The sequence below is a fragment of the Acidobacteriota bacterium genome (assembly GCA_009691245.1).
GTDB lineage: Bacteria > Acidobacteriota > Terriglobia > 2-12-FULL-54-10 > 2-12-FULL-54-10 > SHUM01.
In genome coordinates this window covers 1-24208 of record SHUM01000019.1, presented here as the reverse complement: position 1 = coordinate 24208, position 24208 = coordinate 1, and the positions used below count along the sequence as shown (strand labels likewise).

Below are 24208 nucleotides of genomic sequence, written 5' to 3'. Positions count from 1 at the left end.
CCTGCCGGAGTACGGAAGCTCCAGTGAGGACCCGTAAGGTAATTCCGAGGAGGCATTTGGCCATGGCTGGCAATATTCTGAACGTAACGGATCAAAGTTTTGACGCGGATGTGCTGAAATCTTCCCAGCCTGTTCTGGTGGATTTCTGGGCGGCCTGGTGCGGCCCCTGCCGCATGATCGCGCCCACCGTGGAGGCGATCGCGGGAGACTACATCGGCAAAGCCGTGGTAGCCAAGATGAACGTGGATGAGAATCAGGCGGTGCCGGGCCAATATGGCATCCGTAGCATTCCGACGCTGCTGCTATTCAAGGACGGCCAGGTGCGCGGACAGATCGTCGGCGCGCAGGGCCGCGAAGCGATCGAGAGTCTGATCAAGCAGAACCTGTAAAGTTTCCATGAATCGCGGATGAATTTCTTCCGCGCATTCGCACGACCATACCGAAATAGACCACGCGGATGTGCCAATAAAGTGCATTCGTGTGGCGTTTTGTGTTGTGGCTTTTATATGTTGTAACGGGCGTGAAATCAGTTTAGGATTGGCGTGGAGGGCTGCCGCGGCAGCCTTCATTTTTGTGAACAGGAATATATGAGCACAGTCATTATTATCGGCGCGCAGTGGGGCGATGAAGGCAAGGGCAAGATCGTCGACTATCTGGCCAACCGCTTCGACATTGTCGCGCGCTACTCCGGCGGACATAACGCCGGTCATACCATGACCATCGGCGCGGAGAAGTTCGTCCTGCAACTAGTCCCGTCCGGCATTCTGCGCCCCGGCAAAAGAGCCGTGATCGGCAACGGAGTTGTCGTTGATCCCGCCGCGCTGCTGAAGGAAATTGACGGGTTGGAGGCTCGCGGCGTCACCGTTCGCGACCGTCTGTTTGTCAGTGATCGCGCGCATCTGATATTTCCGTATCACCGCCTGATTGAGCAAGAACTTGAGAACGCGCCCGGTCGAACGCATATCGGCACCACGATGAAGGGCATCGGCCCGGCCTATCAGGACAAGATGGCGCGGCTCGGCGTTCGTGTGGGCGACAGCCTCAACGCGGCCATCTTCCGTTCGCTGGTGGGTCGTGTGGTGGAGGACCGCCGCAACCTACTGCGCGGCATGGGCAGTGCGGCCACCATCGACGGCGAGGCCATCGTGAGCGATTATCTGGCCATGTGCGAGCGCCTGCGCCCGCTCATCACCGACACTGCCGGACTGCTGAATCGTGAGATCAAGGCGGGCAAATCAGTGCTGATGGAAGGTGCGCAGGGCACGCTGCTGGATGTGGACCACGGCACTTATCCGTTTGTTACTTCCTCCAACGCCACTGCCGGCGGTGCTTGCACCGGCACAGGCATCCCGCCGACCAGCATCACGGCTGCCGTGGGTGTGTCTAAGGCTTACGCTACGCGCGTCGGCGCGGGGCCATTCCCCAGCGAAGATACCGGCCCAATCGGCGAGGCGCTGCGCAAGGGCGGCAATGAATTCGGTTCTGTAACGGGACGCGCACGGCGCTGCGGCTGGATCGATCTGCCGGTGCTGCGCTACAGCGCGGCCATCAACGGACTCAGCAGCCTGATTATCACCAAGCTCGACGTACTTGATGCCTTTGACGAAATTCGCGTCTGCACTGCATACGAGCTCGATGGCGCGACGGTTCATGAATTGCCCGCGTCCATTCAGGCCTGGGAGCGTTTGAAGCCCATCTACAAAACGCTGCCCGGATGGAAGAGCCCGACATTCGGCGTTACTCGCTTCGAAGACTTGCCCGCGCAGGCGCGCTCCTACATGGACTACCTGGAGTGTGAACTGGGTATCGAGGCCTCGATCATCTCCACCGGCCCGGAGCGCGACCAGAGCATCGTGCGCTCCGGCACGCGGCTGGAGCAGATACTGCCCCGCTGAGGCGCGGCTCTGTTGGACTGAAGCCCCACATGGCTGTCATGAAATTTCAAGCCGCGCGCGAACTCGTCATGGAGCGCGTCCGCAGCTCCAAGCTCTCCCTCCAGACTGAATTGATTCCCTTGCAGGATGCTCGCACTCGCGTGCTGGCCCAGGCAGTTTCCGCTGACCGCGACCTTCCTCCATTTCCGCGATCCACTCGCGATGGCTACGCTGTCCGCGCCGCCGATGTATCGGCGATCCAGGCTCGACTGCGCCTGATGGGGCAGGCTCGCGCGGGCGTTTCATTTGATGGTGCGGTTGGCGCAGGCGATTGCGTCGAGATCATGACCGGCGCTCCCTTGCCTGCTGGAGCGAACGCAGTGGTGATGGTCGAGAAGACCAGTGCCGCTGGAGATCATGTGTTGATCAACATGGCGGTGGTCGTTGGAGAAAATATCGTTGCGCAGGGCAGTGAAGCGCGTCGCGGCGAGGCGCTCCTCACTCCCGGTCGCCGCCTCGGTTACGCCGAGATCGCCATGATCGCGGCTGTGGGATTGCGGGAGATCAGCGTATATAAACCTCCGACGGTGGCGATTCTTCCCACCGGTGATGAGATCGTCGAACTGGATGTCGCGCCCGGCCCCTTTGAGATTCGCAACAGCAACAGCTATTCGTTGCAAGCGCAGACCCAGGCGGCGGGCGGCATCCCTGTGCCGCTGGGCATTGCGGAAGATCGCGAAGATCGCCTGCGCGAAATGATTGAGCGGGGTTGTGAGCACGACGTGCTTTTGTTGAGCGGCGGCGTCTCGGCAGGCAAGTTTGATCTGGTCGAGCCGGTACTCGCGCAGCTCGGCGCGGAATTCTATTTTGACGGTGTGTATATCCAGCCCGGTCGCCCGCTGGTTTTCGGCAGAGTGGGCAGGACATTCATCTTCGGCTTGCCGGGCAATCCGCTTTCCACGATGGTGACGTTTGAGCTTTTCGTCCGCCCCGCGCTGGCGCTGCTGGCTGGCGAAATGACCGCTCCGCTCATCTTTACGCGCGCGCGGATGACCCGCGACCTGCGACGCAAAGCTGGGCTCGCGGGATTTCTCCCTGCAATACTTGAAGGGAACTACTACGAACCGGAGGTGAGTCCGGTAGAATGGAAAGGTTCCGGTGATGTGGTCAGCCTAACCCGCGCTAACTGTTTCCTGGCCATCCCGGAGGAAGTGGGCGAACTGAAGGCCGGCGAGTGGGTTTCGGTGATGATGAGGCATTGACGAGTGATGAGTGCATTAAAATACGTGGGGCAGAGGATAGCGTTGCGAAAGATAGATAAATCTCCAGTACTCTCTCACTTTGATGCCGAGGGATCCGTGCGTATGGTGGACGTCTCCGGCAAGCAGTCCACGGCGCGCCGTGCACGCGCGCAAGGGTTTGTGCAGATGTCGGCGGTGGTGCTTCGGCAATTGCCGCGCAACCCCAAGGGCAATCCCCTGGAGATCGCGCGCATCGCCGGTATTGCCGCGGCCAAGCAGACTTCCGCACTGATCCCGCTCTGCCATCCGCTGCCGCTGACGCATGTGGACGTGCAAGTGCGCGTCGTGCGAAAGGGCAAGCCAACCGGGGTGCGCATCGAGGCGACTGCGGCCACTGAAGCGCCCACGGGCGTGGAGATGGAAGCACTCACGGCAGTGAGCGTGGCGGCGCTGACGTTGTACGACATGTGCAAGGCCGTTGACAAGTCCATCACAATTACCGATATTTGCTTGTTGGAAAAATCCGGAGGCAAGAGTGGAGTCTTCCGTAGACCTCCGTCGTCCGGGGCAGGCAAGCTGAAGAAGGCCACCAGATAACATGTCCAAAGCGAAGGTATCCGTGGTGCTCATTGATGACAATCCCGTCATTCTGGATGTTTTGCGCCGTGGCGTGGATATCTACGCGGAAATAGCCTCCTTCACGGACTCGACCACCGCGCTGGCTCACTGCCTGAAGTCGCCGCCCGACCTGATCATCTGCGATTACCGCATGCCGGAGATGGATGGAGCGCAATTGGTCCAGGCTCTGAAGTCCACGGTGGATACCAGTTCAGTGCCATTTATCCTGCTGGCTAGCAAACCGGATATTGAAGAGCATCTGAAGCCCTATGCCGAGATGGTGGAGGAGTTTGTTTCCAAGCCGTTTTATGTGAAGGAGCTGGCGCAGCGCGCCAAGAAGATTCTCGACCGCGCCGCGCTTGACAAGATGCAGAGGCAAGCGTCCAAGGAAGGAGTCATAGGCGGGCGACTCTCAGAGATGAACCTCATTGACCTGTTTCAGTCGCTTGAGCAAGGTCAGAAGAATTGCTCTCTTACCCTGGCTCGCGACAACGAGAGCCGTCAGGAAAGCTGCCGCATGTACTTTCAGGATGGCCAGCTCAATCATGCTGAGTTGGGCGCCATCACCGGCGATGAAGCGGTCTATGCCGCGGCCGGCTGGCAGGACGCGACGTTTGAAATCGACTTTAATTCGAAGTCCGAAATGAAAACTACCACGAAAACGACACAGGGCCTTCTGATGGAGGCGCTGCGGCTGGTGGATGAAGCCAACCGTTAAGCAAGCAAGTGCATTTCTCCAGAAATTGTTAAATCGATATCCGTTCGGCATCTGAAAGACAATGGCCCACGACCTTTTAAACCATGAGGAACCCATGGCTCAGCCCGCCGTATCGCTACCTGTTAGTTCGCCATCCGCCACACCCGTGGTTGATAAAAAGTTGCGCGCCGCCGTCATCACTGTCAGTGATTCCGTGTTTCAAGGAAAGAAGCGCGACGGTTCCGGTGCCGCCGTCGCCGAATTGCTCCAGGCGAATGGCTGGAGCGTGGCCCACACGCGCGTGGTGGCCGACGACATGGCGGTGATCGCCGCCACGCTGCGCGAGTTGAGCAATAAAGGTTTTGAAGCGATCTTCACCACCGGCGGCACCGGCATCTCCGCCCGCGATGTTACGCCGGAGGCTACTTTGAAAGTCATCACCCGTGAGATTCCTGGCCTGGCCGAGCAGATGCGCCGCGAAGGCGCGAAGTCGGAGCCGCGCGCCGCACTTTCGCGTGCTGTGGCGGGCGTCGCCGGCAATGCGTTGATCATCAATCTGCCGGGCAGCCCTAAGGGCGCCGCCGAGTCGCTGCGCGCAATCATTGCTCTGCTGCCGCACGCCGTTGATTTGTTGCAAGGCCGCACCGAGCATACCGAAGCCGCCAGCCGATAGGCCTGCTCTTCCCATGCCGTGAGCCGTGACAGAGCCGCGACCGGAAGGGAGCGGTTCTTCCTTCACTCGATGCGCTCGCCGGACCACTCCCTCCCGGTCGCGACTCTGTTCACTCCTCCGCATCGATGGAAAAACTTTCGGACCTTACCTACTTTAAGCCCACTTTAAACCCACTTTAAGCATTGTCAGAACCAACTCCGGCGAGTATAGTGGGCTTCCTGACTTCGGCAGTTCCGGACCAAGGAGAACCTTATGAGCAATGCCGCCTTTACCCAGATTGTTCACAGCTAACTGCGCCAGCTGATCGAGAGCATCTTCGGCGAGTTACGCGCTAATCCCGGCACCAGTCACTATCACCGCCTGAGCGACGAAGAACTGTTTCGGCGCGGCGGGGCCGTCTATATGAATCTGCTCGATTGGCTCATCGAGCGTGATGCGGCGGCGATCCAGAAAGCTGGGACCGATCTGGGCCAGAAGCGCTTCGCCGAGGGCATCCTGCTGGGCCAAGTGGTGCTGGCGGTGCTGCTCGAGGAGAAGCACCTCTGGAAATATCCGGCGACCGCCGCGTTCGCCGCCGACGCCGAACTGGTGCGCGCCACGGCGGAGTTCTTCCAGAGCTTCATCTACTGGACGGCCAAGGGTTTCCTGGCCCAACTGGAATCCGGCAAGATGCTGCCCGGGCGCGTCGTCCCGCCGCCCGCGCAACACATGCCCACGCAGAAGGCTTCGCAACAGGAAGCCAGCGAGTTGATCACACGCGGCGGCCAGATCGCCGAGTTCGGCGGATAGCATGTCCACTCGCAGAAAATTCCTCCGCGACTCAGCCACGTCCGTGGCCGGACTTTATTTCGCGGGTTGCGCATTCGCGCAGGCGCCGGCCCACTCGTCCGCGCCGGCAGTGCGCCGCCGCGAGGTGATGGTCGGCGGACGCCGGGTGCGCACCATCGATCTGCACTGCCACGCGCATGTTCCCGAGGCCTGGGAGCCGGTGAAGGATTACGAGGTGGGCGAGACGCTGCGCACCACGCTCTCCGGTGTGCGCGGTGCGGCGCTGAATATTCACAACGTGAATGACCGGCTGCGCGTGATGGACGTGCAGGGCATTGATGTCGAGGCCGTCAGCATCACGGCGTTTTGGTACGGCGCGCCGCGCGATGCCGTGGCCGAGCTGATCCGCATCCAGAACGAAAAACTTTTCCAACTGGTCGCTGCCCACCCGGACCGCTTCGTCGCGCTGGCCTCCGTGGCATTGCAATTCCCCTATCTCGCCGCCGAGCAATTGGAGCGCGCCATGCGGCAGCAGGGGATGCGCGGCTGTCTGATTGGAACCAGCGTGAACGGCGAAGAGCTTTCCTCGGCGCGCCTGCGACCGTTCTGGGCCAAGGCCGATGAACTCGGCGCGCTGGTCTTTATTCATCCGCAGAATTTCGCCGAGGGCGCGGCGCGCTTCCGCGGCAACGGCAATCTGCCCAACGTGATTGGGAATCCGCTGGATACCACCACGGCGCTGGCGCATCTGATCTTCGATGGCGTGCTCGACCGCCATCCCGGCGTGAAGATTTGCGCTGCGCACGGTGGCGGGTATCTGCCGTCATTTGCCGCGCGCGCCGACCGCTGCTTCACGCAAGCGCCCGACGCCTGCAAGCCCGTGAAGCAGCCGCCCAGCGCCTACCTCAAGCAGATTTACTACGACTCGCTCGTCTTCACCGCCGAGCAACTGCGCCATCTTGTCGCCGAAGCGGGCGCGAGTCAGATCGTGATGGGCACCGACCATCCGTTCGGCTGGACCAGCGAATCGGTGGACCACATCCTGAGCACGCCGTCCTTAAGCGACGCCGACAAGCGCGCCATACTGGGGGAAACCGCTGCGAAACTCTTGCGGCTGTCAGTGTAGAGTCGAAAACCTAAGCTGTGGGAAGTATCAGACCTCGTTGCTCTTTGGGAAGAATACGAAGAGCGGAGAGAAGAAAGAGCAGCGTAAAGGAGTGAACTAATGTCGAACGTGCGATTAGTCCAAATGAAGTTCCAGCCGGACAAGAAGCAGATTTGGCTAGACTGGTGCGAGCAACTAGAAAATCGCTCCGAAGAGGTCATCCAAGCTCTCAAGAATGAAGGTGTCATAACGGAAGCGTGCTTTCTTAGCGAGGACGGAAACTCGATACTTTACTTCATGGAAATCTCGGACTTGGAGAAGGAGAAAGCTGCTGTCAAAAGCAGCACGTTCAAGATTGACAGTGACCACCGAGATGCAAAGTTGCAAAGCCTGGAGAGAGGGCACGGACTAATCCCTCTCTTTCATTTTGAAAACAGAGATTCAAAGTAGCCTACTACCCGAATCCGCCTTCCGTTGACGCGTCTTCGTGCTGCGTGATAACCTCGCGTGCTGTTGAAATGCGAGGTGCTGCGCTTGGCTGAGATCATTCCCATTCGGTGGCCCCGCCCGGGCGAAGCGCCCGAGCCCGATAAAATTGCAATGGCCGCCGCACGCATCCGTCGCGGCGAGATCATCGCCATCCCCACCGACACGCTTTACTGCCTGATCGCTGACCCCTTCAACCTGTCCGCCGTCAGCCGCGTCTATCGCGCCAAGAGCCGCCCGCACGACCGCTCACTGCCCATGTTTGTCGCCTCCATCGATCAGGCGGCGGAGATGGCGCAGCATCTGCCGTCCATCTTCTATCTGCTGGCGCACCGCTATTGGCCGGGGCCGCTCAGCATGATTGTCGAGGCGGGCGGCACGGTGCCGCTGAAGGCCACGGGCAACACGCGCCGGTTGAGCCTGCGCCAGCCGAAGAGCGCCATCGCCGCGGCGCTGCTCGCCGAGATGGGCACGCCGCTGATCGCCACCAGCGCCAACATCTCCGGCCACTCCACCTGCGGGACCGCTGCCGAAACCAGTCTCGCGCTCGGCGACTCCGTCTCGCTGATCTTTGAAGCCGAGACCTCCGAATCGGCGCCGCGCGTCGAGAGCGTGCAACTCTCCGACTCCCTCATCATCGACACACCCACCCTGTCCCCGCTCCCCGCTCCCGCCTCGCCCTACCCCTATGCCGCCGTCCCCACCGCCACCACCATTGACCTGACCACGCCTGCCTGGCGTTTGATCCGCGAAGGCGTGGTGAGCGAGGTGGAGTTGCGAGAGTTTCTTGGGGGTTAGGTTTGGGGGGTTGGGGGTTAGGGGCGGAAAGGAGACGGTCGAATGGCGATTAGCAGTTACAAGGAATTGGATGTGTGGAAGCGATCAATTGTGCTGGTGAAAGAAATTTATGAACTCACGCGCTGCTACAACCCAGAAAAGCGTTACGGACTGACTAGCCAAACATAGCGGGCAGCCACCTCAGTTCCGGCAAATGTTGCGGAGGGATGGGGGCGAGGCAGCCGAAAGGAATATACCTAGTTCCTCCGGATTGCGCGGGGATCACTTTATGAATTGGAAACGCACTTAATCGTGGCGAAAGAACTTGGGGACATACGAGCAGAGCAATTCGATCTAATAGGTGGAGAAATCGAAGTGATCGGGAAGATGCTTAATCGCCTGATAACGGTCCTGGCAAAGTCCTTGGCCCGACTAGAAACGCATTTCCCCTAATCCCCAACACCCAATCCCTAATGCCCGTGTTTTAGATCGCGGCGGCGCCGCTGACGATCTCGATGATTTCCTTGGTGATGGCGGCCTGGCGGATGCGGTTCATGGTCAGGGTGAGGCTTTCGATCATGTCGCCGGCGGCGGAGGTGGCCGCGTCCATGGCGGTCATGCGCGCGGCGTGCTCGGCGGCGTTGGACTCCAGCAGCGAACCGAAAATTTGCACTTCCACATTGCGTGGCAGCAGGGTGGCGAGCAGTTCCTGCGGCGGCTGTTCGTAGAGGTAGTCAGTGGTACCAGAACTATCTGTGGCTTGGGTCGCAGATTGCGCAGATTGTTCGGACACTGCTCCGGCGTCTGGTTGGAGGGTCTTTAGGGGCAGCAATTGCGTCACGGTCAGTTTTTGAGAGATGACACTCTTGAACTCGTTGTAGATTATGTATACGCCGTCGGTCGTGCCTTCCGAGTACGCGGAGATCAACTGGCTGGCGATGGTCTTGGCGTCGCTGTAAGCGAGCTTCGCGTAGATGCCGGTGTATTCCTGCACGACGTTCACGCGCCGCTTCAGATAGTCGCGGCCTTTGCGCCCAATGGGGATCACTTCAATCTGTTTATCGAAGTGCTCGGCGAGAAAGCGCTCGGTGGCGCGCAGGATATTGGTGTTGAATCCGCCGCACAGCCCGCGGTCCCCAGTGAGCACCAGGACGGTGATGCGTTCCTGCGGGCGTTCGGTCAGCAGCGGATGCTGGATGTTCTCGGAACGTCCGGCGAGGCTCGCCAGCACTTCACGCAGCAGTCCGGCGTAGGGACGCGCGTTGAAAGCGCGCTCTTGCGCCTTGCGCAGACGCGCCGCCGAGATCATCTTCATGGCTTTGGTGATCTGCTGCGTGTTGCGCACCGAGCGGATGCGCCGACGCATGTCAATCAAACTGGGCATCGCGTTTTGTTCCGATCACCTTTCGAGCAGTTTCCAAAAATCCAGCGGTTTACAAAAGTTGCCTGGTCGTTCCATTGGCCCGCTTGCTGACGCGCGCGGCACTGTTCGCGCGGATCGTTACTTCGCGGCCGGGGCGGCTTGTTCGGCCAGGAAGCGCTGCTTAAACTCGGTTATCAGGCGCGTGAACTCGGCCTTGATCTCGTCGTCGATGGTCTTCTTTGTGGCGACCTTCTGCCACAGCGATGGAGCGGTGTTATCCACGTGGCGGAATAGGCCGGCTTCAAAACGGCGGACATCCTCCACCGGAATTTCGTCCACGAAGCCGTTGGTGCCAGCGAAGACGGTGAGTACCTGCTTGGCCACTGGCAGCGGGACATACTGATCCTGCTTGAGTAATTCGACGAGGCGACGACCACGGTTGAGCTGACCCTGCGTGGCCTTGTCGAGGTCGGAGCCGAACTGCGCGAACGCCGCCAGCTCGCGATACTGAGCGAGATCGAGGCGCAACGTTCCAGCCACCTGCTTCATGGCCTTAATCTGCGCGTTGCCGCCGACGCGCGAGACGGAGAGTCCCACGTTGATGGCCGGGCGGTTGCCGGAGTTGAACAGGTCGGCTTCCAGATAAATTTGTCCATCGGTGATGGAGATCACGTTGGTGGGAATGTAGGCCGAGACGTCGCCGGCCTGCGTTTCGATGATGGGCAGGGAAGTCAACGAGCCGCCGCCGCGCTCCGCGCTCATCTTGGCGGCGCGCTCCAACAGTCGGGAGTGGAGATAGAACACATCGCCGGGATAGGCCTCGCGACCGGGCGGGCGGCGCAGCAGCAGCGAAATCTCGCGGTAGGCTGCGGCGTGCTTTGAGAGATCGTCGTAGATGTTCAGCGCGTGGCGGCCCGAGTCGCGGAAATATTCACCGATGGCTGCGCCTGCGTAAGGCGCCAGATATTGCATAGGGGCCGGGTCGCTGGCCGAGGCCGAGACGATGATGGTATAGTCCATCGCGCCGTATTGCTCCAGCGTCTTGACCACCTGCGCCACCGTCGAGCGCTTTTGCCCGATGGCCACGTAGATGGCGATCACGTCGCCACCCTTCTGGTTGATGATGGCGTCGAGCGCCACGGCGGTCTTGCCGGTCTGGCGGTCGCCGATGATCAGCTCGCGCTGTCCGCGGCCAATGGGGATCATGGCGTCGATGGCCTTCAGGCCGGTCTGCATCGGTTCCTTCACCGGCTGGCGATCCACGATACCTGGCGCGATGCGCTCGATGGGATTGAACTTTTCGGTGATGATGGGGCCTTTGCCGTCAATCGGAACGCCCAGCGCGTTGACCACGCGGCCTAGCATGGCCTCGCCGACCGGCACCGACATGATTTTCCCGGTGCGCTGGACGGAGTCACCTTCCTTGATCTCCGTGTAGTCGCCCAGCAGCACCACACCGACCTGATCTTCTTCCAGGTTCATGGCGATGCCGGCCACGCCGTGCGGCAGCGAGACCAACTCGCCCGACATCACCTTGCCGAGGCCGTAAATGCGCGCGATGCCGTCGCCCACCGAGATGACCGAGCCGGTCTCGGAGACGTTCATGGCGGTGTCGAAGTTCTCAATCTGCTGGCGGATAATCTTGCTGATCTCGTCCGCTTTAATCTGTGCCATGCGTAGATACTCCTAACTATAGTTCCTGATCTTGAAGCCGGTTCGCTCCCTGGCGGTTGCGGCTCTGCACTAGGCCCGCCCGGCCAACTCCGCGCGAAGGCGGTCAAGCTGGCCGCGTACTGAGCCGTCATATACCGTGCTGCCGATGCGCGCAACAACACCCGCAATCAGGCTCGAATCCTGCGAATAGGTAACCTGCACTTGCCTGCCGGTGCGTGCTTTCAGGGCGCTTTGTAAGTTCGTTTTCTCGGTGTCATCCAAAGCGCGGGCCGAAGTGATCTCCGCGACGGCGATGCCCAGCCGCTCGTTGAGCAGCGTCTCAAAGCCTTCGATCACTTCGGGCAGGATGCTGATGCGGTCGCGGTCCAGAACCACTTTGATAAAGTTCCGGGTGGTTTGAGAGAGACCTGCCGCCGAGGCGATCTGATCAATCACGGCGTGCTTGCTGGAGGATGCGATGGCTGGCGTGGCGCACAAAATACGCAGCTCGGCGTTGTCGCTCATCAGCGTCTCAAACTGTTTCAGCTCGGCCGTTATTTTCTTGGGATCGGCGGCTCCGGGAGTGGTTACCACATCCACCAGTGCGCGCGCGTAGCGAAATGCTGCTGCGGAAGGCATTGTCTAATTCTTCCTCCCGCCATCACCGGCGTCATTGGTGCTAGTCGAGGAACCAGCCAGCCGGTCGATGAACGAATTTAGGATCAGCTTCTCGGATTGCGGAGTGAGGGATTCCTTGATCTTCCTCTCAGCCACATTGAGCGCAAGCTCTGAGGCGAAGCCCTGTAATTCCTGGCGAGCGGCCTTCACCGCGGATTCCATCTCCATGCTGGCGTTGGCCAGGATCTTGGTCGCTTCGGTTTCGGCTTCCTTCTCGATGCGAGCTCGTTCCAGGCGCGCTTCTTCCATACCCGACTGCTTCATTTTCGCCAGTTCGCGGTCGAGATTACCCATGCGCTCTTCCATGGCCTTCAGACGGAGGTTGGATTGTTCGATGGCCTCCGAGGAGCGCAGCATGTCTTCGCGGATCAACCGCGCGCGTTCATTCAGGAACGGGATCAGCCCCTTCTTGATGCCGTAAATGATTAGGCCGGCGAGAACCGCAAAATTGAGGTAGTGGGAAACTTCCGCGAACAGGCTATGCTCTTCGCCGCCCGCATGTTCACCTTCCGCGGCATGTTCGCTCGCGGCGGCGGGGTGCTCCGTGGCTGCTTCCCCGGAAGGAGGATGCTCCTGAGCCATTAGCGGCGCGGTGAACAGGGAGAAGGCTGGTTGCGCTGGCGCGTCATGCGTGTGGGAGGCGCTCAACTCATGCGCGCTGGCGGTTCCGATGAACGCAGCCAGAGAGAATATCCAGAAGACGAGAATCACTGGGAGCCGCATTATGACGTCCCGCCTTTCGCGGTCAAGCGGTTGCCGGAGAAGGAAGACGGGGGATTTAGCACCGCGTTGGTGATCCAGAGGGCCATCTCCTCGCTTTGGCGCTCCAGAGACTTCTTGGCTTCCGCAGTCTCCTGAACGATTTCGGCGCGCGCACGCGTCATTTTTTGCTGAGCGCTGTCGCGAGCCAACTGAATGATGGTGGCACGCTGCTTCATTGCGGCGGTGCGCTGCTCTTCCTGATGGCGAGCCAACTCGCCGCGGTTCGCGCGCAGAGCATCCTCGTAATCAGATGTCTTTTTCTCCACCAAGGCGATCTGCTCGTCAGCCTTCTTGCGTAGCCCCGTGGTGGCGGAGTGGCGGTCATCCAGTGCCTTGCGCATGGGACGGTAGAAAACCTGGGACACATAGGCGTAGAGAATCCACACCAGCATGAAGGTGGGGACCGCGCTGATGAACAAGTCTTTAAGCGCGCCTACCAAATCCATGCGATCCCTTCCACCCGATCATTAGAATTACCCCGACAGTTGAGAAAAAACAGGGGTTGGCAAACTCTAAAAAATATCATACCTGCGGCGTGCTGGTCAAATGCCTGCGGCGTGCTGGTCCTACTGGACGGGACCTGAGTAGACCGAAATCTATTCCAAGAAAGCGTCCGTGATTGTCTTTTCGGTTCTCGAATTTCGTGAGATGGCAGGAAGCGTGCCCCGCAATCCGCGCCGGGATTCAACTTCGCCGCTTGTTCCCACAATGAAAAAAGGGCTAAGGATGCGATCCTTAACCCCCTCAGAAATGGATGGTGCGCCTGGCAGGGTTCGAACCTGCGACCTCTAGCTTCGGAGGCTAGCGCTCTATCCAGCTGAGCTACAGGCGCGTGTCAGCAATGAGTTTAGGCGGTGCAAGGGAGCGGCGTCAAGCAGCGCCGGCAGCCGGTAGAGCTACAGTTTGGCGTAGCGCCACCATCTTGGCGGCCCTTGGGGCTGGCTGGAAGCCGACGGTACATTGCAGAGCGCGGCAAGCTTCTGTGTTAGCCGCCCAGCCGGAAGTTCACCTCCACCGTGGTAATAACCGGGACGGGGTGTCCATTAAGCAGCGTCGCCTGATACCGCCATTGCGCGACGGCGTCCAGCGCGGCCTGAATGAGCAACGGATGGCCGCTCAGCACGCGCAGATCGTCAATTGTCCCAGCTTCGTTGATGATGGCCTCCAACTTGACGACACCCTGTATGTGCACCTGGATAGCGAGCCTCGGGTAGATAGGTTTGGCTTGATGGATGAGTTTGGCCGCCGCGACGCTGCCGCCAATCCTCATGGGTTCCTGCGCCACATCTACAGGAATGGGCTGGGGAGGTGGTGGTTGGGCGGGCGTGTGATCAACGCGAAAATTGAGAAAAGTATCGCTATCTGTGCCTGTGCTGCCATCAACAAATAGATTCCTGTCGCTGCCTGTCATTTCATCCCATTGCGGAGGCGCAGGGTCATTCACCATTGCGATCCTGTCTGGAATCACCGTCGGCGCTTGCAGCCCATCGGTTTTAGGGACAAAGCGAGCAGGTATTTTCCTCTCCGTCCGTGGACGTGTATCCGTCTGCGGCGTTCGGCGCGGGCCAGGGGGCGGGCCGACCAGGAACGTGGCGTAGCGCAGGCGCGGTGCGACCTCGGTAAACATAAGCGACATCAATAAAAGCCCTGCCAGTCCCAATCCTTGAATCGCAAACCCGGCCAGCAAGCTGATCGATTTCTGCTTCCCCTTGCGGGTACTTAGTTCCAATTGGCTCTGTTCTAACATGGGTTCCCTCCTGAGTGCATCTCAGCGTGTCCGGCTAAGTGGACCGCCACCGGCCAATAGAAGCCGTGGTCCACCGTCCTGCACATCTCAAGTTGCCATCTGAGGGATCGGTCGAAAATCCCGTCAGCCGATTCGACCTGTTCTGACCAGCGCTGGCTGTTCTGATTAGTTAGTCCCCACTTAGTGGGATTTGTTCCCTGCCGTAACCGCTCGGGGTGGTGTTGGGTACGCTCATGCGGTGTTGGGTTTGCACGTATAGTTAACTGATATACTGATGTCCGGGAAGCGGTAATTATCGACACTACGCGGAGTGCTTATGGCCCAAGGTTTGCGCAGTCTGGTGGAATCGGGAACGAAGGTTTGGCTGGATAGCATTGACCCGGATTTCCTGCGCGTCAACCGCGACCGCGGCGCGACGGGTGCCACGTCCAACCCCATAATCGTCTCCGACATTTTGAAGTCCGGCCGCTACGACGCGGATCTGGCACGGCTCGCCGGGCAGGGGTTCGACGACGAGGCCATCGCCTGGCAGTTGACCGATATGCTGGTGCGCCAGGCGCAGGAGATTTTTCTTTCCGTGCATCAGTCCACCCACGGTGATGACGGCTACGTCAGCTTCGAACTCGATCCGCTGATTGAAGACACCACGCTGAACCTGCCGCACGCCGAGCGCGTGCGCCGGTATATGGAGTTAGGTAAGCAGTGGTGCGCGGGACATGCCAATCGCATGATCAAAGTCCCTGCAACGCCGGCGGGCATCGACTCGCTGGAGGCGCTTGCCGCGCACGGGATCACGCTGAACGTAACGCTGATCTTCACGCCGCGCCAATATCGAATGGCACGCGAGGCGGTCTGGCGCGGAGCGCAAAAACGTGCGAACTTCTCCGTGTTCAAATCCGTCTACAGCGTCTTCGTCAGCCGCGTGGATGTCTACACCGAGAAACATGTCTCGCAACTTTCCGCTGCTGCACAGGGGCAGGTGGGTATCGTGCTGGCTAAACGCATGTGGCGCGAGAATCAGGATTTCTGGGCCGCCGAGAAGCTGCCGCTAAAGCAGGAGATCATTTTCGCCAGCACCGGCACGAAGAAGCCGGAGGACGATCCGGCGAAGTACGTCGCGGCGCTGGCCGGTTCGGACATCGAGACCAATCCCCCGGCGACCAACGAGGCCGTGGAATCAAGCGGGCGGACGATTACCCGCGCGGTCGATCAAATGCCCGCCGATGCGGTGCTGCGCGAAATTGACGGCGCGTTGGACCTGGCCAAGTTGGAAGAAGTTCTTATGCGCGAAGGCGTCGCCAAGTTCGCCGACCCGCACAAGGGTTTGTTGAAATTGATTGGCGAGAAGCGCGCCGCGCTGGGTTCGCTGGCGGCGCGCCGCTGAAGCTGTGTAGTTATGTTTGCCGAAAAATAAAATCGTGGTCATTCCGAGCGCAGCGAGGAACCTGTTTTTTGGCTCTTACCGCAACGTAAAGCAGGTTCCTCGCTGTGCTCGGAATGACGACGATTGGATGAGCAAAAACTGAGGATATCGCGACTGTGGAATCAAGCTAATGGCACCCTCCGCAAAATCCGCAGGCACCTCGGCCGAACCGGCCTCGTTCGTTGCAGACGCGCGGCCCGGCGTCTCATTCTTCGCCGCCGCCACCACCATTTTCCTGAAGGATCTGCGCTCGGAGTTTCGCACCAAGGAAGTGTTCAATGCGGCGGCGGTCTTCTCGCTGCTGGTGATCGTCATTTTTAGCATGGCCTTTGAGCCTACCTCGGCGATGGCGCGCGAGATGTCCGGCGGCCTGCTGTGGCTGGCCTACACGTTCTCCGGCATGCTGGCGCTGAGCCGGACCTTCTCCCGCGAAGTGCCCAACGACTGCCTGCTGGCGCTGCGCATGGCACCCATCCCGCCCGCGGCGGTCTATCTGGGAAAACTTTTCAGCAACTTACTTTTTCTCGGCCTGCTAAATCTGCTGCTGCTCCCACTGTTCGCGGTCTTCTATAACGTGCGCCTCGACGACAAGCTGTTCACGCTGGTGGGCATCGTGCTGCTGGGAAGCTGGGGGCTCGCGGCGGTGGGCACCACCTTTGCCGCCATCTCGACCAGCGTGCGACTGCGCGAGATGATGCTGCCCGTGCTGCTGTTCCCCATCGAGATACCGCTGATCCTCTCGCTGGTGGAAGCCACCACGGCGGTGCTGCTCAACAATGACCCGCTGGTCACTCCCGGCACGTGGCTCGAAATCTGCCTGGGCTTCAACATCATCTTCACGGTGCTATCACTGATGCTCTTCGACCACCTGCTGGAAGAGTGATCGCCTCGTTGTCCCGATCCCCACCAAATGCTGCGGTGTGGTACTGCGGAAACCCTGATATGCTACGACGATGATTTTCGATTCTTCCCTATTTGATTCTTCATTGCTGCGGACGCGGCTCGGATGCGTTGCGGTTGCATTCCTGCTGTACTTTGGCATGGGGATGCGCGTGAGGAATCTGGAGATTCCCACGGGGCGGAGTCCGGACGAGACCAACTACACTCTTCAGGCGAACCGATTAGTGAATGAGGGCAGCGCCGGATTGCGGAGCATCGCGGCGGAGTATCAAAGTGATCCGGCGGCGCGGCTGGCAGGGCCTCCGACGCGCGCGGGCTATCTATGGCTGCTCGCCGCCACCATGCGCATCACCGGCAAGACCGACGCGAGCGCCGGTGCGATTCTTTCCTGCGCGGCGAGCATCGGCTCGCTGCTGATGCTCACGCTGATCGGCATTCGCTTCTTCCCGCCCTGGGCTACTCTCTTCGCATTGCTATTTTTCATCGTCTCGCCGGCCGAGCAGGAGTTGGCGCGGCGCGCCTGGACCGACGCGCTGGTGGGCTTCCTCGGCCTCTCGCTGGTTTATGTAGCTAGCGAAATCACACACGGCACGCAGCAACGCGACATGCAGCAAAGAATCTGGCAGCAACGCGTATGGCACTGGGTCTTCGTGTTGCTCGGATGCGTGGGGATTGTCGTCAAGGAGTTCGGCTCTGTCATCTTCGCCCTGTGCGCGATCTGGGTGCTGTGGGTGATGCTGGTCCAGCGCAAGGAATACCGCAACGGACTCACGCTGATGGTGGGTGGTCTGGTAGGAACAGCGGCGATCCTGGCGTGGTTGGCATATGCGATTGGGGGCTTCTCTGTTTTGGTGGAGACCGTACTCAACTGGCGCGGCGCGCACGTCGCCAACACCTATGCTTTGGAGTATCAATCCGGCCCCGGCACATTCCTGCTGCGGGCATTTTATGTGATTAGCCCGATGGCTGGCGTGCTGTGCGCAGTTGGTTTGGCGGTTTTGCTTGTCTCGCGCTGGAAGCCGGGCTGGATGCCCGCCGCAGGTGCAGACGATCCCGCCGACTGGCCCGTCATCCGCGGGATGGCAATTTTCAGCCTCGGCTTTCTGGCCCTGCCGATGCTCCTTCCCAACTGGCTCAATCTGCGTTATGTGAGCGTCCTATTCGGGCCGTTTTATTTGATCGCCGGCGTAGGGTTCTGGTATGTCGCCTCGCTCGGCTGGGCCCGGCTCAACGATCTGCCACGCAAGATACTCGCCGCCATTCTCATCGTGGCCGTGGGCCTTGCCGCAGCCAGCGATGCCAAGAGATTCAACAGGATTTTTGTGTGGGACGGGGTGGGCGACCTCTCGGTCAAGCTGATACTGGATCGTGCCGACTTGTTCGCCGCCGAGAAGACGGTGAAGCGTGCGCCGACAGCGGAGAATTATCTGACTCTGTGCTGGCGCTATGAGCAGAACTGGAGATACCAGGATTCCATTGCAGCCTGTCAGAGGGCGCTGCAACTTAACCCGGGTTACGCGGAAGCCTACGACCAGCTTGCCGTTGCTCATGTGGATTTGGAGATGTGGGACGAGGCCATTCTGGCCGCGCGGCGGGCCTTGCAACTCAACCCGGAGCTGCGGAAGGCTCAGGCCAATCTGGCGCGGTCCATTGAGCAACGGCGGTTGCGGGATGAGGTTGCGAAATAATTTGATTGCAATCTGCCGTATAGGCAGTTCGGTGTATAATGCGCTGGCCAAGTAAATATTTTCAAAGTTGGCGGAATATCCGGCAGACTGCCGGGCAGCGCTTATTTTTGGAGGAGAGCAATGTCATTACGCATCAATTCGGAAGCGCCTAATTTTACGGCGGAGACCACGCAAGGCACCATCGACTTCCATCAATGGATCGGAGATGGCTGGGCCATTCTGTTTTCGCACCCGAAGGATTTCACGCCCGTCTGCACCACGGAGCTGGGCTACATGGCCGGCCTTGAGCCGGAGTTCAAGAAGCGTAACTGCAAGATCATTGGGTTGAGCGTGGACCCGGTCGCCAGCCACGGCAAGTGGTCCGCCGACATCGAAGCGACCCAGGGGCACAAGGTGAACTATCCCATGATCGGCGACCCGGAGCTGAAGGCGGCCAAGCTATACAATATGTTGCCTGAAGAGGCCGGCAACACCTCGGAGGGCCGCACGCCCGCCGACAACGCCACGGTGCGCACGGTCTTTGTTATCGGACCGGACAAGAAGATCAAGCTGATGATCAGCTACCCGATGGCCACGGGCCGCAACTTCGACGAGATTCTGCGCGTGCTGGATTCCATCCAGCTCACCATGAAGCACAAAGTGGCCACGCCGGTGAACTGGAAGCCGGGCGGGGAAGTCATCATCACCATGGCGGTCTCTGACGAAGAGGCCAAGAAACTGTATCCACAGGGCTTCAAGACGCTCAGGCCGTATCTGCGCCTGGTCGATCAGCCCAAGTAATTCAGTCCTCGCATTGGACCGTTTTGCGCAATGGGGTAACAGAGCCGCGACCGGCAGGGAGCGATCAAGTTTGACGATCATCAGTGACCGTTGAACGTGACCACTCCCTTACGGTCGCGGCTCTGTCTCGGTTCTAGCATCAGTAACAATGCGCTAGAATCGGTGCTAGAATGACCGTATAGGTGGCAGCGGTGCGGAGGGATGGCCAGCGTTCGATGTCGGCTATCCCGCGGCGGCAGGAGGAAATATGAGTTCTGTGCGTTCTGGTCGCAAAAACTGGCGATTCGCGGCGGGCATCGCCGTGATTCTGACCACGGTGGCGTGGCTGGCCTACAGCGGCATTCAGGAAAGCAAGACGTATTACGTTACCGTCTCGGAGTTGGTGGATAGTCAACAGTTGCAGGAGCGCCGCCTGCGCGTCGCGGGCGATGTAACCGCTGGGTCGATCCTGCGCGACGACGGTCGCGTGAACTTCCAGATCGAGCAGGGCGGCAAGATGCTCAAGATTGTCTACACCGGCAGCGAGCCTCTTCCCGACACGCTGGCCGATGGCGCGGAAGCCATCGCCGACGGACGCTATCAGCCCGACGGGACTTTTCACGCCGAGGCCGTGCAGGCCAAGTGTCCTTCAAAATATGAAGCTGTCGCCGCACAGCGCAAGGCTTCGGGCATCGCGCCCGGCGAATACGTGCCGCCCGCTGGCGCGCCAACGAGCATGAGCGATGCCGTTAAATACAATGGCGGATATCCCGCTGGCTACTCCGGCGGTTACTCGAAATAGCGCGGGAACTAATCTCTAATTTTTCCAAATTGGCAGGCCCATGATTACTCTCGGGAGCTTCGCTCTTTATCTGGCTTTTGTGCTGGTGTTGTACACCTTGGCGGCGTCGGTCATCGGCATCGTGAAAGGCCGTGAGCGGCTGCAGATCAGCGCGTATCGCGCGACGCTCTCCACCTGCGTGCTGGTCAGCGTGGCGGTGGGCGTTCTCTGGTACAAGCTGTTCTCCGATGATTTCACGCTGATGAGTGTCGCCGCGCACAGTAACCGCACGTTACCGTGGTTCTATAAACTCACCGCGCTGTGGTCGGGCCAGGAAGGCTCACTCCTGTTCTGGAGCTGGATTCTCTCCGGGTACGTCGCCATTGCCGTGTGGCTCAATCGCAAGCAGCATCGTCAGTTGATGCCTTACGTAGTCGCCATTCTGTCCATCGTGCAACTTTTCTTTTTGGTGTTAAACGTCTTCATCGCGCACCCCTTTCAACAAATGGCGATGAATCATAATGGCCAGATGATGGTCCAGGGTCCTCTCGACGGGCAGGGGCTGAATCCGCTGTTGCAGTATCCAGCGATGGCCATTCATCCGCCGATGATCTATCTCGGCTACATCGGATTTTCCGTTCCCTTCGCCTTCGCCATGGCCACTCTGATCGCGCAGCAGGCTGGCGAAAAATGGATTGAGACCACGCGCCGCTGGACCATGACCGCATGGCTGTTTCTCGCGGTCGGCATTATTCTGGGCGGTCGCTGGGCCTATGCCGTGCTGGGTTGGGGCGGCTACTGGGGTTGGGACCCGGTTGAGAACGCGTCCTTCATGCCCTGGCTGACGGGCACCGCGTTTCTGCATTCTGTCATGATGCAGGAGAAGCGCGGCATGATGAAGGTCTGGAACATGGTCCTGATCTTCGTAACTTTTTACCTCTGCATCTTCGGGACATTTCTGACGCGCAGCGGCGTAGTCAGCTCCGTGCACGCTTTCGCCCAATCAGCCATCGGCCCGTACTTCGTCGGCTTCCTCGGCGTGAGCATGCTCATCTCCGGCTGGCTCCTGATGGACCGGCTCGATTATCTGCGCAGCGCGCAGCAGCTGGATTCGCTGGTCTCGCGCGAATCGAGTTTCCTGTTCAATAATCTCCTGCTGCTGGCCTCCTGCTTCGCCGTGCTGTGGGGCACGCTGTTCCCGGTGATTACGGAAGCCGTGCAGGGGACCAAGATCAGCGTGGGCGCGCCGTTCTTCAATAAAGTAAATGTCCCCATCGGGCTGTTGCTGCTGGCGCTGACCGGACTGGGCCCGCTGTTTGCCTGGCGCAAGACCTCAATATCCAGCCTGAAAAAGAACTTTCTGGTCCCTGCAATCCTCGGACTCGCCGTGGGCGCCGCCCTGTTCGTGGCGGGCGTGCGTGAATTTTATCCGCTGGTGTCGTTTATACTCTGCGCGTTTGTTACGGTAACCATCATCATGGAGTTCGCCCGCGGCTCAATGGTGATTGGCGAGAAGAGCGGCGTCTCCACCATGCAAGCGGCCTACATTCTCACCATGCGCAACACCCGCCGCTACGGCGGATACATCGTCCACTTTGGCATGGTGCTGATCTTCCTGGGCATCACCGGCACCGCGTTTGACACGGAGAAGGAGCAGGAGTTGGGCGTCGGCGAACGTCTGGCGCTGGGGCCTTATGAGTTCGAACTGAAGCAGGTGGTGGAGAGCGACAATGCCAACTATGCCTCGCAGCACGTCGAGCTGGCCATGTGGCGCGGCGGCGTAGTAGTGGACACGCTGAGGCCGGAGAGACGCTTCTACAAGACCAGCCGCCAGGCGACTACCGAGGCGGCTATCCGCCCGCGCATGAATGAGGACCTCTACGTGATCTTCTCCGGCATGAATGACACCAATCAGAAGGCTGTGGTGGCTGTGCATCGCAATCCGCTGGTGAACTGGATCTGGCTCGGCGGGCTCATCCTGATTTTCGGCACAGTCGTTTGTCTGGTGCCCTCCAAGCCCGGTCTGGTGGCCGTGCAACGTAAACCAACTGATCCCGAAGCCGGTGAAAACAAGGAGCACGATGCCGTCGCCGCATAAAAATTTGCCGTCGCGGGCGGGCAAGAGTGCGCGGCTGGCGGTGCTGGGCATCGGCTCTGCGGCCATACTGACCTCAGCGCTGTGTGGCTGGCCGAAGGCCCTGTACGCGCAGTCTTCTCCGCAGAGTCCACCGCAGAGTTCCATGAGTTCGGTGGAGCCGGTCGAGAATGTCGCCGAGTTCCGGCGCATCTCCAATAAGCTGCTGTGCCAGTGCGGTAGTTGCAGCTACATTGTCCTGTCGTGCAATCACCTGGATTGCTCCTCGGCCACCTACATCCGCCGGACCATCAAAGAAGGCATGGCGCAGGGCAAGAGCGAGGAAGTGATCCTGGCCGGCTTTGTCGAGCAATATGGCCCCAAGGTGCTGCCCGAGCCCCCCCGCGTGGGCTTTGCGTTCCTGGCCTGGCTGATGCCGTTTCTGGTGCTGGGGCTGGGCGCAATGGCCGTGGGTTTTGCTTTGATGCGCCTCAAGCGCAAGCCCGCCGTTGCCGGAAACATGGATGAAATGGCGGCCGGAAGCATGGGCGAGATTGCAGCCACGCCGGAACTGCCACCGGAACTGCCACCGGAACTGATGGAAAAATATCGCAGCCAGATCGAGCGCGAGATGGACAATCAGTAAGTGACGACAGGTGGCTGGAAGAGTGCGCTCCTCTCCCCGGTTCACTTTTCATCCTCTCTCCGCTGTGCTCTTGACAACCACCCGTTAAATTGGTAAATTGCCAATATTGGCATGATTCAATGTCTCAGTAAGCAGGAAGCATACGGACCTGATCCGCCACTGTGTCGTGGACGGCGAGATCGTCGTCAGCCCGCACGCCAGAAAAGCGATGGCGGATGATGACATCATCCTCGATGATGTTTATGTGGTACGGAAGTCTGGCTCGATTTTGTCGCAGCCTGAGCCGGATATCAAAACCGGCGCTTGGAAATATCGCATTGAAGGCAGGATTGCCAGTGGCCCGTGGGTTGCTATAGTTTTCTGTTTCCGAACCACCGAGCGTGGCTTCTTGATCACCGTGTTCTCGGTGAATTACGGAACCGTCCCCTTGATCGGAACGGTAGCCGGGAGAAGACAATGTTGGAAGTTACTAAGAAAAACCGGGAGATGTGTCCCGATTGCGGGAAAGAAGCGCCCGTGGTCCATGCCGACTATCCATTCGCGGAGTGCGGCATGAAGAACGTGATGCTCATGGGTATAAAGGTGATCCGCTGCAAGAGCTGCGGGGACTCCCCCATCCTATCGAATTTGCAGGGGCTGCTGCGGTCGCTGGCGCTCGGCGTCGTCAAGAAGCCGATGCGGCTGAACGGCACGGAGGTCCGCTATCTGCGGAAGAGGCTGGGCAAGACCGGCGTGGAGTTCTCCCGCCTCATCCATGTGGACCCCTCCACTCTCTCCAAGTGGGAGAATGGCGACGATCCCGTGGGCGAGCAAAGTGATCGCCTGATCCGAATGATTACCATCGTGCTCGACCCGGAGTTGAATAACGAGCAGAAGGGCGTGGTGGAGGCATTCCCATCCATCAGGAAACGGAGAGCTGCCCTGCGCGTTCGCATCGATACATCGGACCTTTCCTGTCAATACGCCTGATAACAACGTGGCGGGTAAATTTCTTTGCGCACAACCTCTTGAGAATCACCACGAACCTATAGCATAATTATTTGCTTATGGCTACCACTGAGATACAGTCCGCCGACCGATCAGTTGAAAAGATGTACCCGATGTCCTCGGGGACTACCGCGCCGCGCAAGAAGAAGCCAAAAATACTGGCCATTATCAACGAAAGTTGCACGGGCTGCGCAGGCTCTCCCGTCTGCGTTGCCTACTGTCCTGTTGCCGAGTGCATGTATTGGGTGCCGGAGACCGATGGTCCGTTCGGCCGCATCGTGGTGGACCCGTTCCTGTGCATCGGCTGCAAGCTGTGCACCTCTAAAGGCCCGGACGGCACGTTCCTGGATGGCTGCCCCTGGGACGCCATCGACATGATGCCCACCGATCAGGTAGAGAAGTCGCTCGGCCTAACCCTACCCTAAATTATTCCTATAAACAGAGCCGCGACCGTCAGGGAGCGGGGGTTCGTCCCGGCTGGCAAGACCAGTCTCAACCCCCCGCTCCC

General features: G+C 59.7%; 25 protein-coding genes, 1 tRNA gene and 1 pseudogene. 20 read left to right on the top strand and 7 right to left on the bottom strand.

Annotated elements, in window-relative coordinates:
* Positions 1 to 62 precede the first annotated feature (62 nt).
* The 11 genes and pseudogenes from trxA (at position 63) to EXQ56_06440 (ending at position 8692) form a co-directional block, all read left to right on the top strand.
* Entirely contained in the window at positions 63 to 389 is a 327-nt protein-coding gene (gene trxA / locus EXQ56_06490) for a thioredoxin (protein MSO20101.1), read from the top strand.
* A 198-nt stretch (positions 390 to 587) separates the two neighbouring features.
* On the top strand, positions 588 to 1895 hold the full coding sequence (locus EXQ56_06485) for an adenylosuccinate synthase (protein MSO20100.1): 1308 nt from the start codon (positions 588 to 590) through the stop codon (positions 1893 to 1895).
* A gap of 29 nt (positions 1896 to 1924) precedes the next feature.
* Complete coding sequence (locus EXQ56_06480) at positions 1925 to 3136, top strand: molybdopterin molybdenumtransferase MoeA (protein ID MSO20099.1); 1212 nt, start codon at positions 1925 to 1927, stop codon at positions 3134 to 3136.
* Between the two features lie 6 nt (positions 3137 to 3142).
* Positions 3143 to 3712: a cyclic pyranopterin monophosphate synthase MoaC gene (gene moaC, locus EXQ56_06475; protein MSO20098.1), complete on the top strand. Its 570-nt coding sequence runs from the start codon at positions 3143 to 3145 to the stop codon at positions 3710 to 3712.
* Position 3713: 1 nt separating this feature from the next.
* A complete protein-coding gene (locus EXQ56_06470; GenBank protein MSO20097.1) occupies positions 3714 to 4451 on the top strand; it encodes a response regulator in 738 nt (245 codons plus the stop codon).
* 94 nt (positions 4452 to 4545) lie between these two features.
* Positions 4546 to 5103 carry a MogA/MoaB family molybdenum cofactor biosynthesis protein gene (locus EXQ56_06465; protein MSO20096.1) on the top strand — a complete coding sequence of 186 codons (558 nt, stop codon included), beginning with the start codon at positions 4546 to 4548 and terminating at the stop codon, positions 5101 to 5103.
* Between the two features lie 402 nt (positions 5104 to 5505).
* The gene (locus tag EXQ56_06460; GenBank protein ID MSO20095.1) at positions 5506 to 5892 is read left to right on the top strand and encodes a hypothetical protein; all 387 of its coding nucleotides are present in this window, start codon (positions 5506 to 5508) and stop codon (positions 5890 to 5892) included.
* Position 5893: 1 nt separating this feature from the next.
* Entirely contained in the window at positions 5894 to 6997 is a 1104-nt protein-coding gene (locus EXQ56_06455) for a hypothetical protein (GenBank protein ID MSO20094.1), read from the top strand.
* A gap of 99 nt (positions 6998 to 7096) precedes the next feature.
* The gene (locus EXQ56_06450) at positions 7097 to 7426 is read left to right on the top strand and encodes a hypothetical protein (protein MSO20093.1); all 330 of its coding nucleotides are present in this window, start codon (positions 7097 to 7099) and stop codon (positions 7424 to 7426) included.
* An 84-nt stretch (positions 7427 to 7510) separates the two neighbouring features.
* The gene (locus EXQ56_06445; GenBank protein ID MSO20092.1) at positions 7511 to 8260 is read left to right on the top strand and encodes a Sua5/YciO/YrdC/YwlC family protein; all 750 of its coding nucleotides are present in this window, start codon (positions 7511 to 7513) and stop codon (positions 8258 to 8260) included.
* Positions 8261 to 8302: 42 nt separating this feature from the next.
* Positions 8303 to 8692 (top strand): annotated as a pseudogene (locus EXQ56_06440) (four helix bundle protein).
* 31 nt (positions 8693 to 8723) lie between these two features.
* Here the strand turns inward: EXQ56_06440 and atpG are convergent.
* The 7 genes from atpG to EXQ56_06405 form a co-directional block, all read right to left on the bottom strand.
* On the bottom strand, positions 8724 to 9623 hold the full coding sequence (atpG, locus tag EXQ56_06435; protein ID MSO20091.1) for an ATP synthase F1 subunit gamma: 900 nt from the start codon (positions 9621 to 9623) through the stop codon (positions 8724 to 8726).
* A gap of 117 nt (positions 9624 to 9740) precedes the next feature.
* The gene (locus EXQ56_06430; GenBank protein ID MSO20090.1) at positions 9741 to 11276 is read right to left on the bottom strand and encodes a F0F1 ATP synthase subunit alpha; all 1536 of its coding nucleotides are present in this window, start codon (positions 11274 to 11276) and stop codon (positions 9741 to 9743) included.
* Positions 11277 to 11345: 69 nt separating this feature from the next.
* Entirely contained in the window at positions 11346 to 11894 is a 549-nt protein-coding gene (gene atpH, locus EXQ56_06425) for an ATP synthase F1 subunit delta (GenBank protein MSO20089.1), read from the bottom strand.
* Positions 11895 to 11897: 3 nt separating this feature from the next.
* Entirely contained in the window at positions 11898 to 12656 is a 759-nt protein-coding gene (locus EXQ56_06420; GenBank protein MSO20088.1) for a hypothetical protein, read from the bottom strand.
* Complete coding sequence (locus EXQ56_06415; GenBank protein ID MSO20087.1) at positions 12656 to 13141, bottom strand: hypothetical protein; 486 nt, start codon at positions 13139 to 13141, stop codon at positions 12656 to 12658. The genes EXQ56_06420 and EXQ56_06415 overlap by 1 nt, the downstream gene beginning before the upstream one ends.
* A gap of 309 nt (positions 13142 to 13450) precedes the next feature.
* A tRNA-Arg gene (locus EXQ56_06410) sits at positions 13451 to 13527 on the bottom strand.
* Between the two features lie 153 nt (positions 13528 to 13680).
* Positions 13681 to 14442, bottom strand: a complete 762-nt coding sequence (locus EXQ56_06405) for an energy transducer TonB (GenBank protein ID MSO20086.1) — start codon at positions 14440 to 14442, stop codon at positions 13681 to 13683.
* Between the two features lie 316 nt (positions 14443 to 14758).
* Between EXQ56_06405 and EXQ56_06400 the strand changes: the two genes are divergently transcribed.
* The 9 genes from EXQ56_06400 (at position 14759) to EXQ56_06360 (ending at position 24125) form a co-directional block, all read left to right on the top strand.
* Positions 14759 to 15826, top strand: coding sequence for a transaldolase (locus EXQ56_06400; protein ID MSO20085.1), 1068 nt, complete (start codon positions 14759 to 14761; stop codon positions 15824 to 15826).
* A gap of 169 nt (positions 15827 to 15995) precedes the next feature.
* A complete protein-coding gene (locus EXQ56_06395) occupies positions 15996 to 16748 on the top strand; it encodes a heme ABC transporter permease CcmB (protein ID MSO20084.1) in 753 nt (250 codons plus the stop codon).
* Positions 16749 to 16818: 70 nt separating this feature from the next.
* Complete coding sequence (locus EXQ56_06390; GenBank protein ID MSO20083.1) at positions 16819 to 18453, top strand: hypothetical protein; 1635 nt, start codon at positions 16819 to 16821, stop codon at positions 18451 to 18453.
* A 120-nt stretch (positions 18454 to 18573) separates the two neighbouring features.
* Positions 18574 to 19233 carry a peroxiredoxin gene (locus tag EXQ56_06385; GenBank protein ID MSO20082.1) on the top strand — a complete coding sequence of 220 codons (660 nt, stop codon included), beginning with the start codon at positions 18574 to 18576 and terminating at the stop codon, positions 19231 to 19233.
* Between the two features lie 247 nt (positions 19234 to 19480).
* Complete coding sequence (locus EXQ56_06380) at positions 19481 to 20014, top strand: cytochrome c maturation protein CcmE (GenBank protein MSO20081.1); 534 nt, start codon at positions 19481 to 19483, stop codon at positions 20012 to 20014.
* A 40-nt stretch (positions 20015 to 20054) separates the two neighbouring features.
* The gene (locus EXQ56_06375) at positions 20055 to 22091 is read left to right on the top strand and encodes a heme lyase CcmF/NrfE family subunit (protein ID MSO20080.1); all 2037 of its coding nucleotides are present in this window, start codon (positions 20055 to 20057) and stop codon (positions 22089 to 22091) included.
* A 142-nt stretch (positions 22092 to 22233) separates the two neighbouring features.
* Entirely contained in the window at positions 22234 to 22713 is a 480-nt protein-coding gene (locus EXQ56_06370; protein ID MSO20079.1) for a hypothetical protein, read from the top strand.
* A gap of 456 nt (positions 22714 to 23169) precedes the next feature.
* Positions 23170 to 23682 (top strand): helix-turn-helix domain-containing protein, encoded by a 513-nt coding sequence (locus EXQ56_06365; GenBank protein ID MSO20078.1) that lies wholly within the window; start codon positions 23170 to 23172, stop codon positions 23680 to 23682.
* A gap of 122 nt (positions 23683 to 23804) precedes the next feature.
* Positions 23805 to 24125, top strand: coding sequence for a 4Fe-4S ferredoxin (locus EXQ56_06360; GenBank protein MSO20077.1), 321 nt, complete (start codon positions 23805 to 23807; stop codon positions 24123 to 24125).
* The last annotated feature ends 83 nt before the right edge of the window (positions 24126 to 24208 follow it).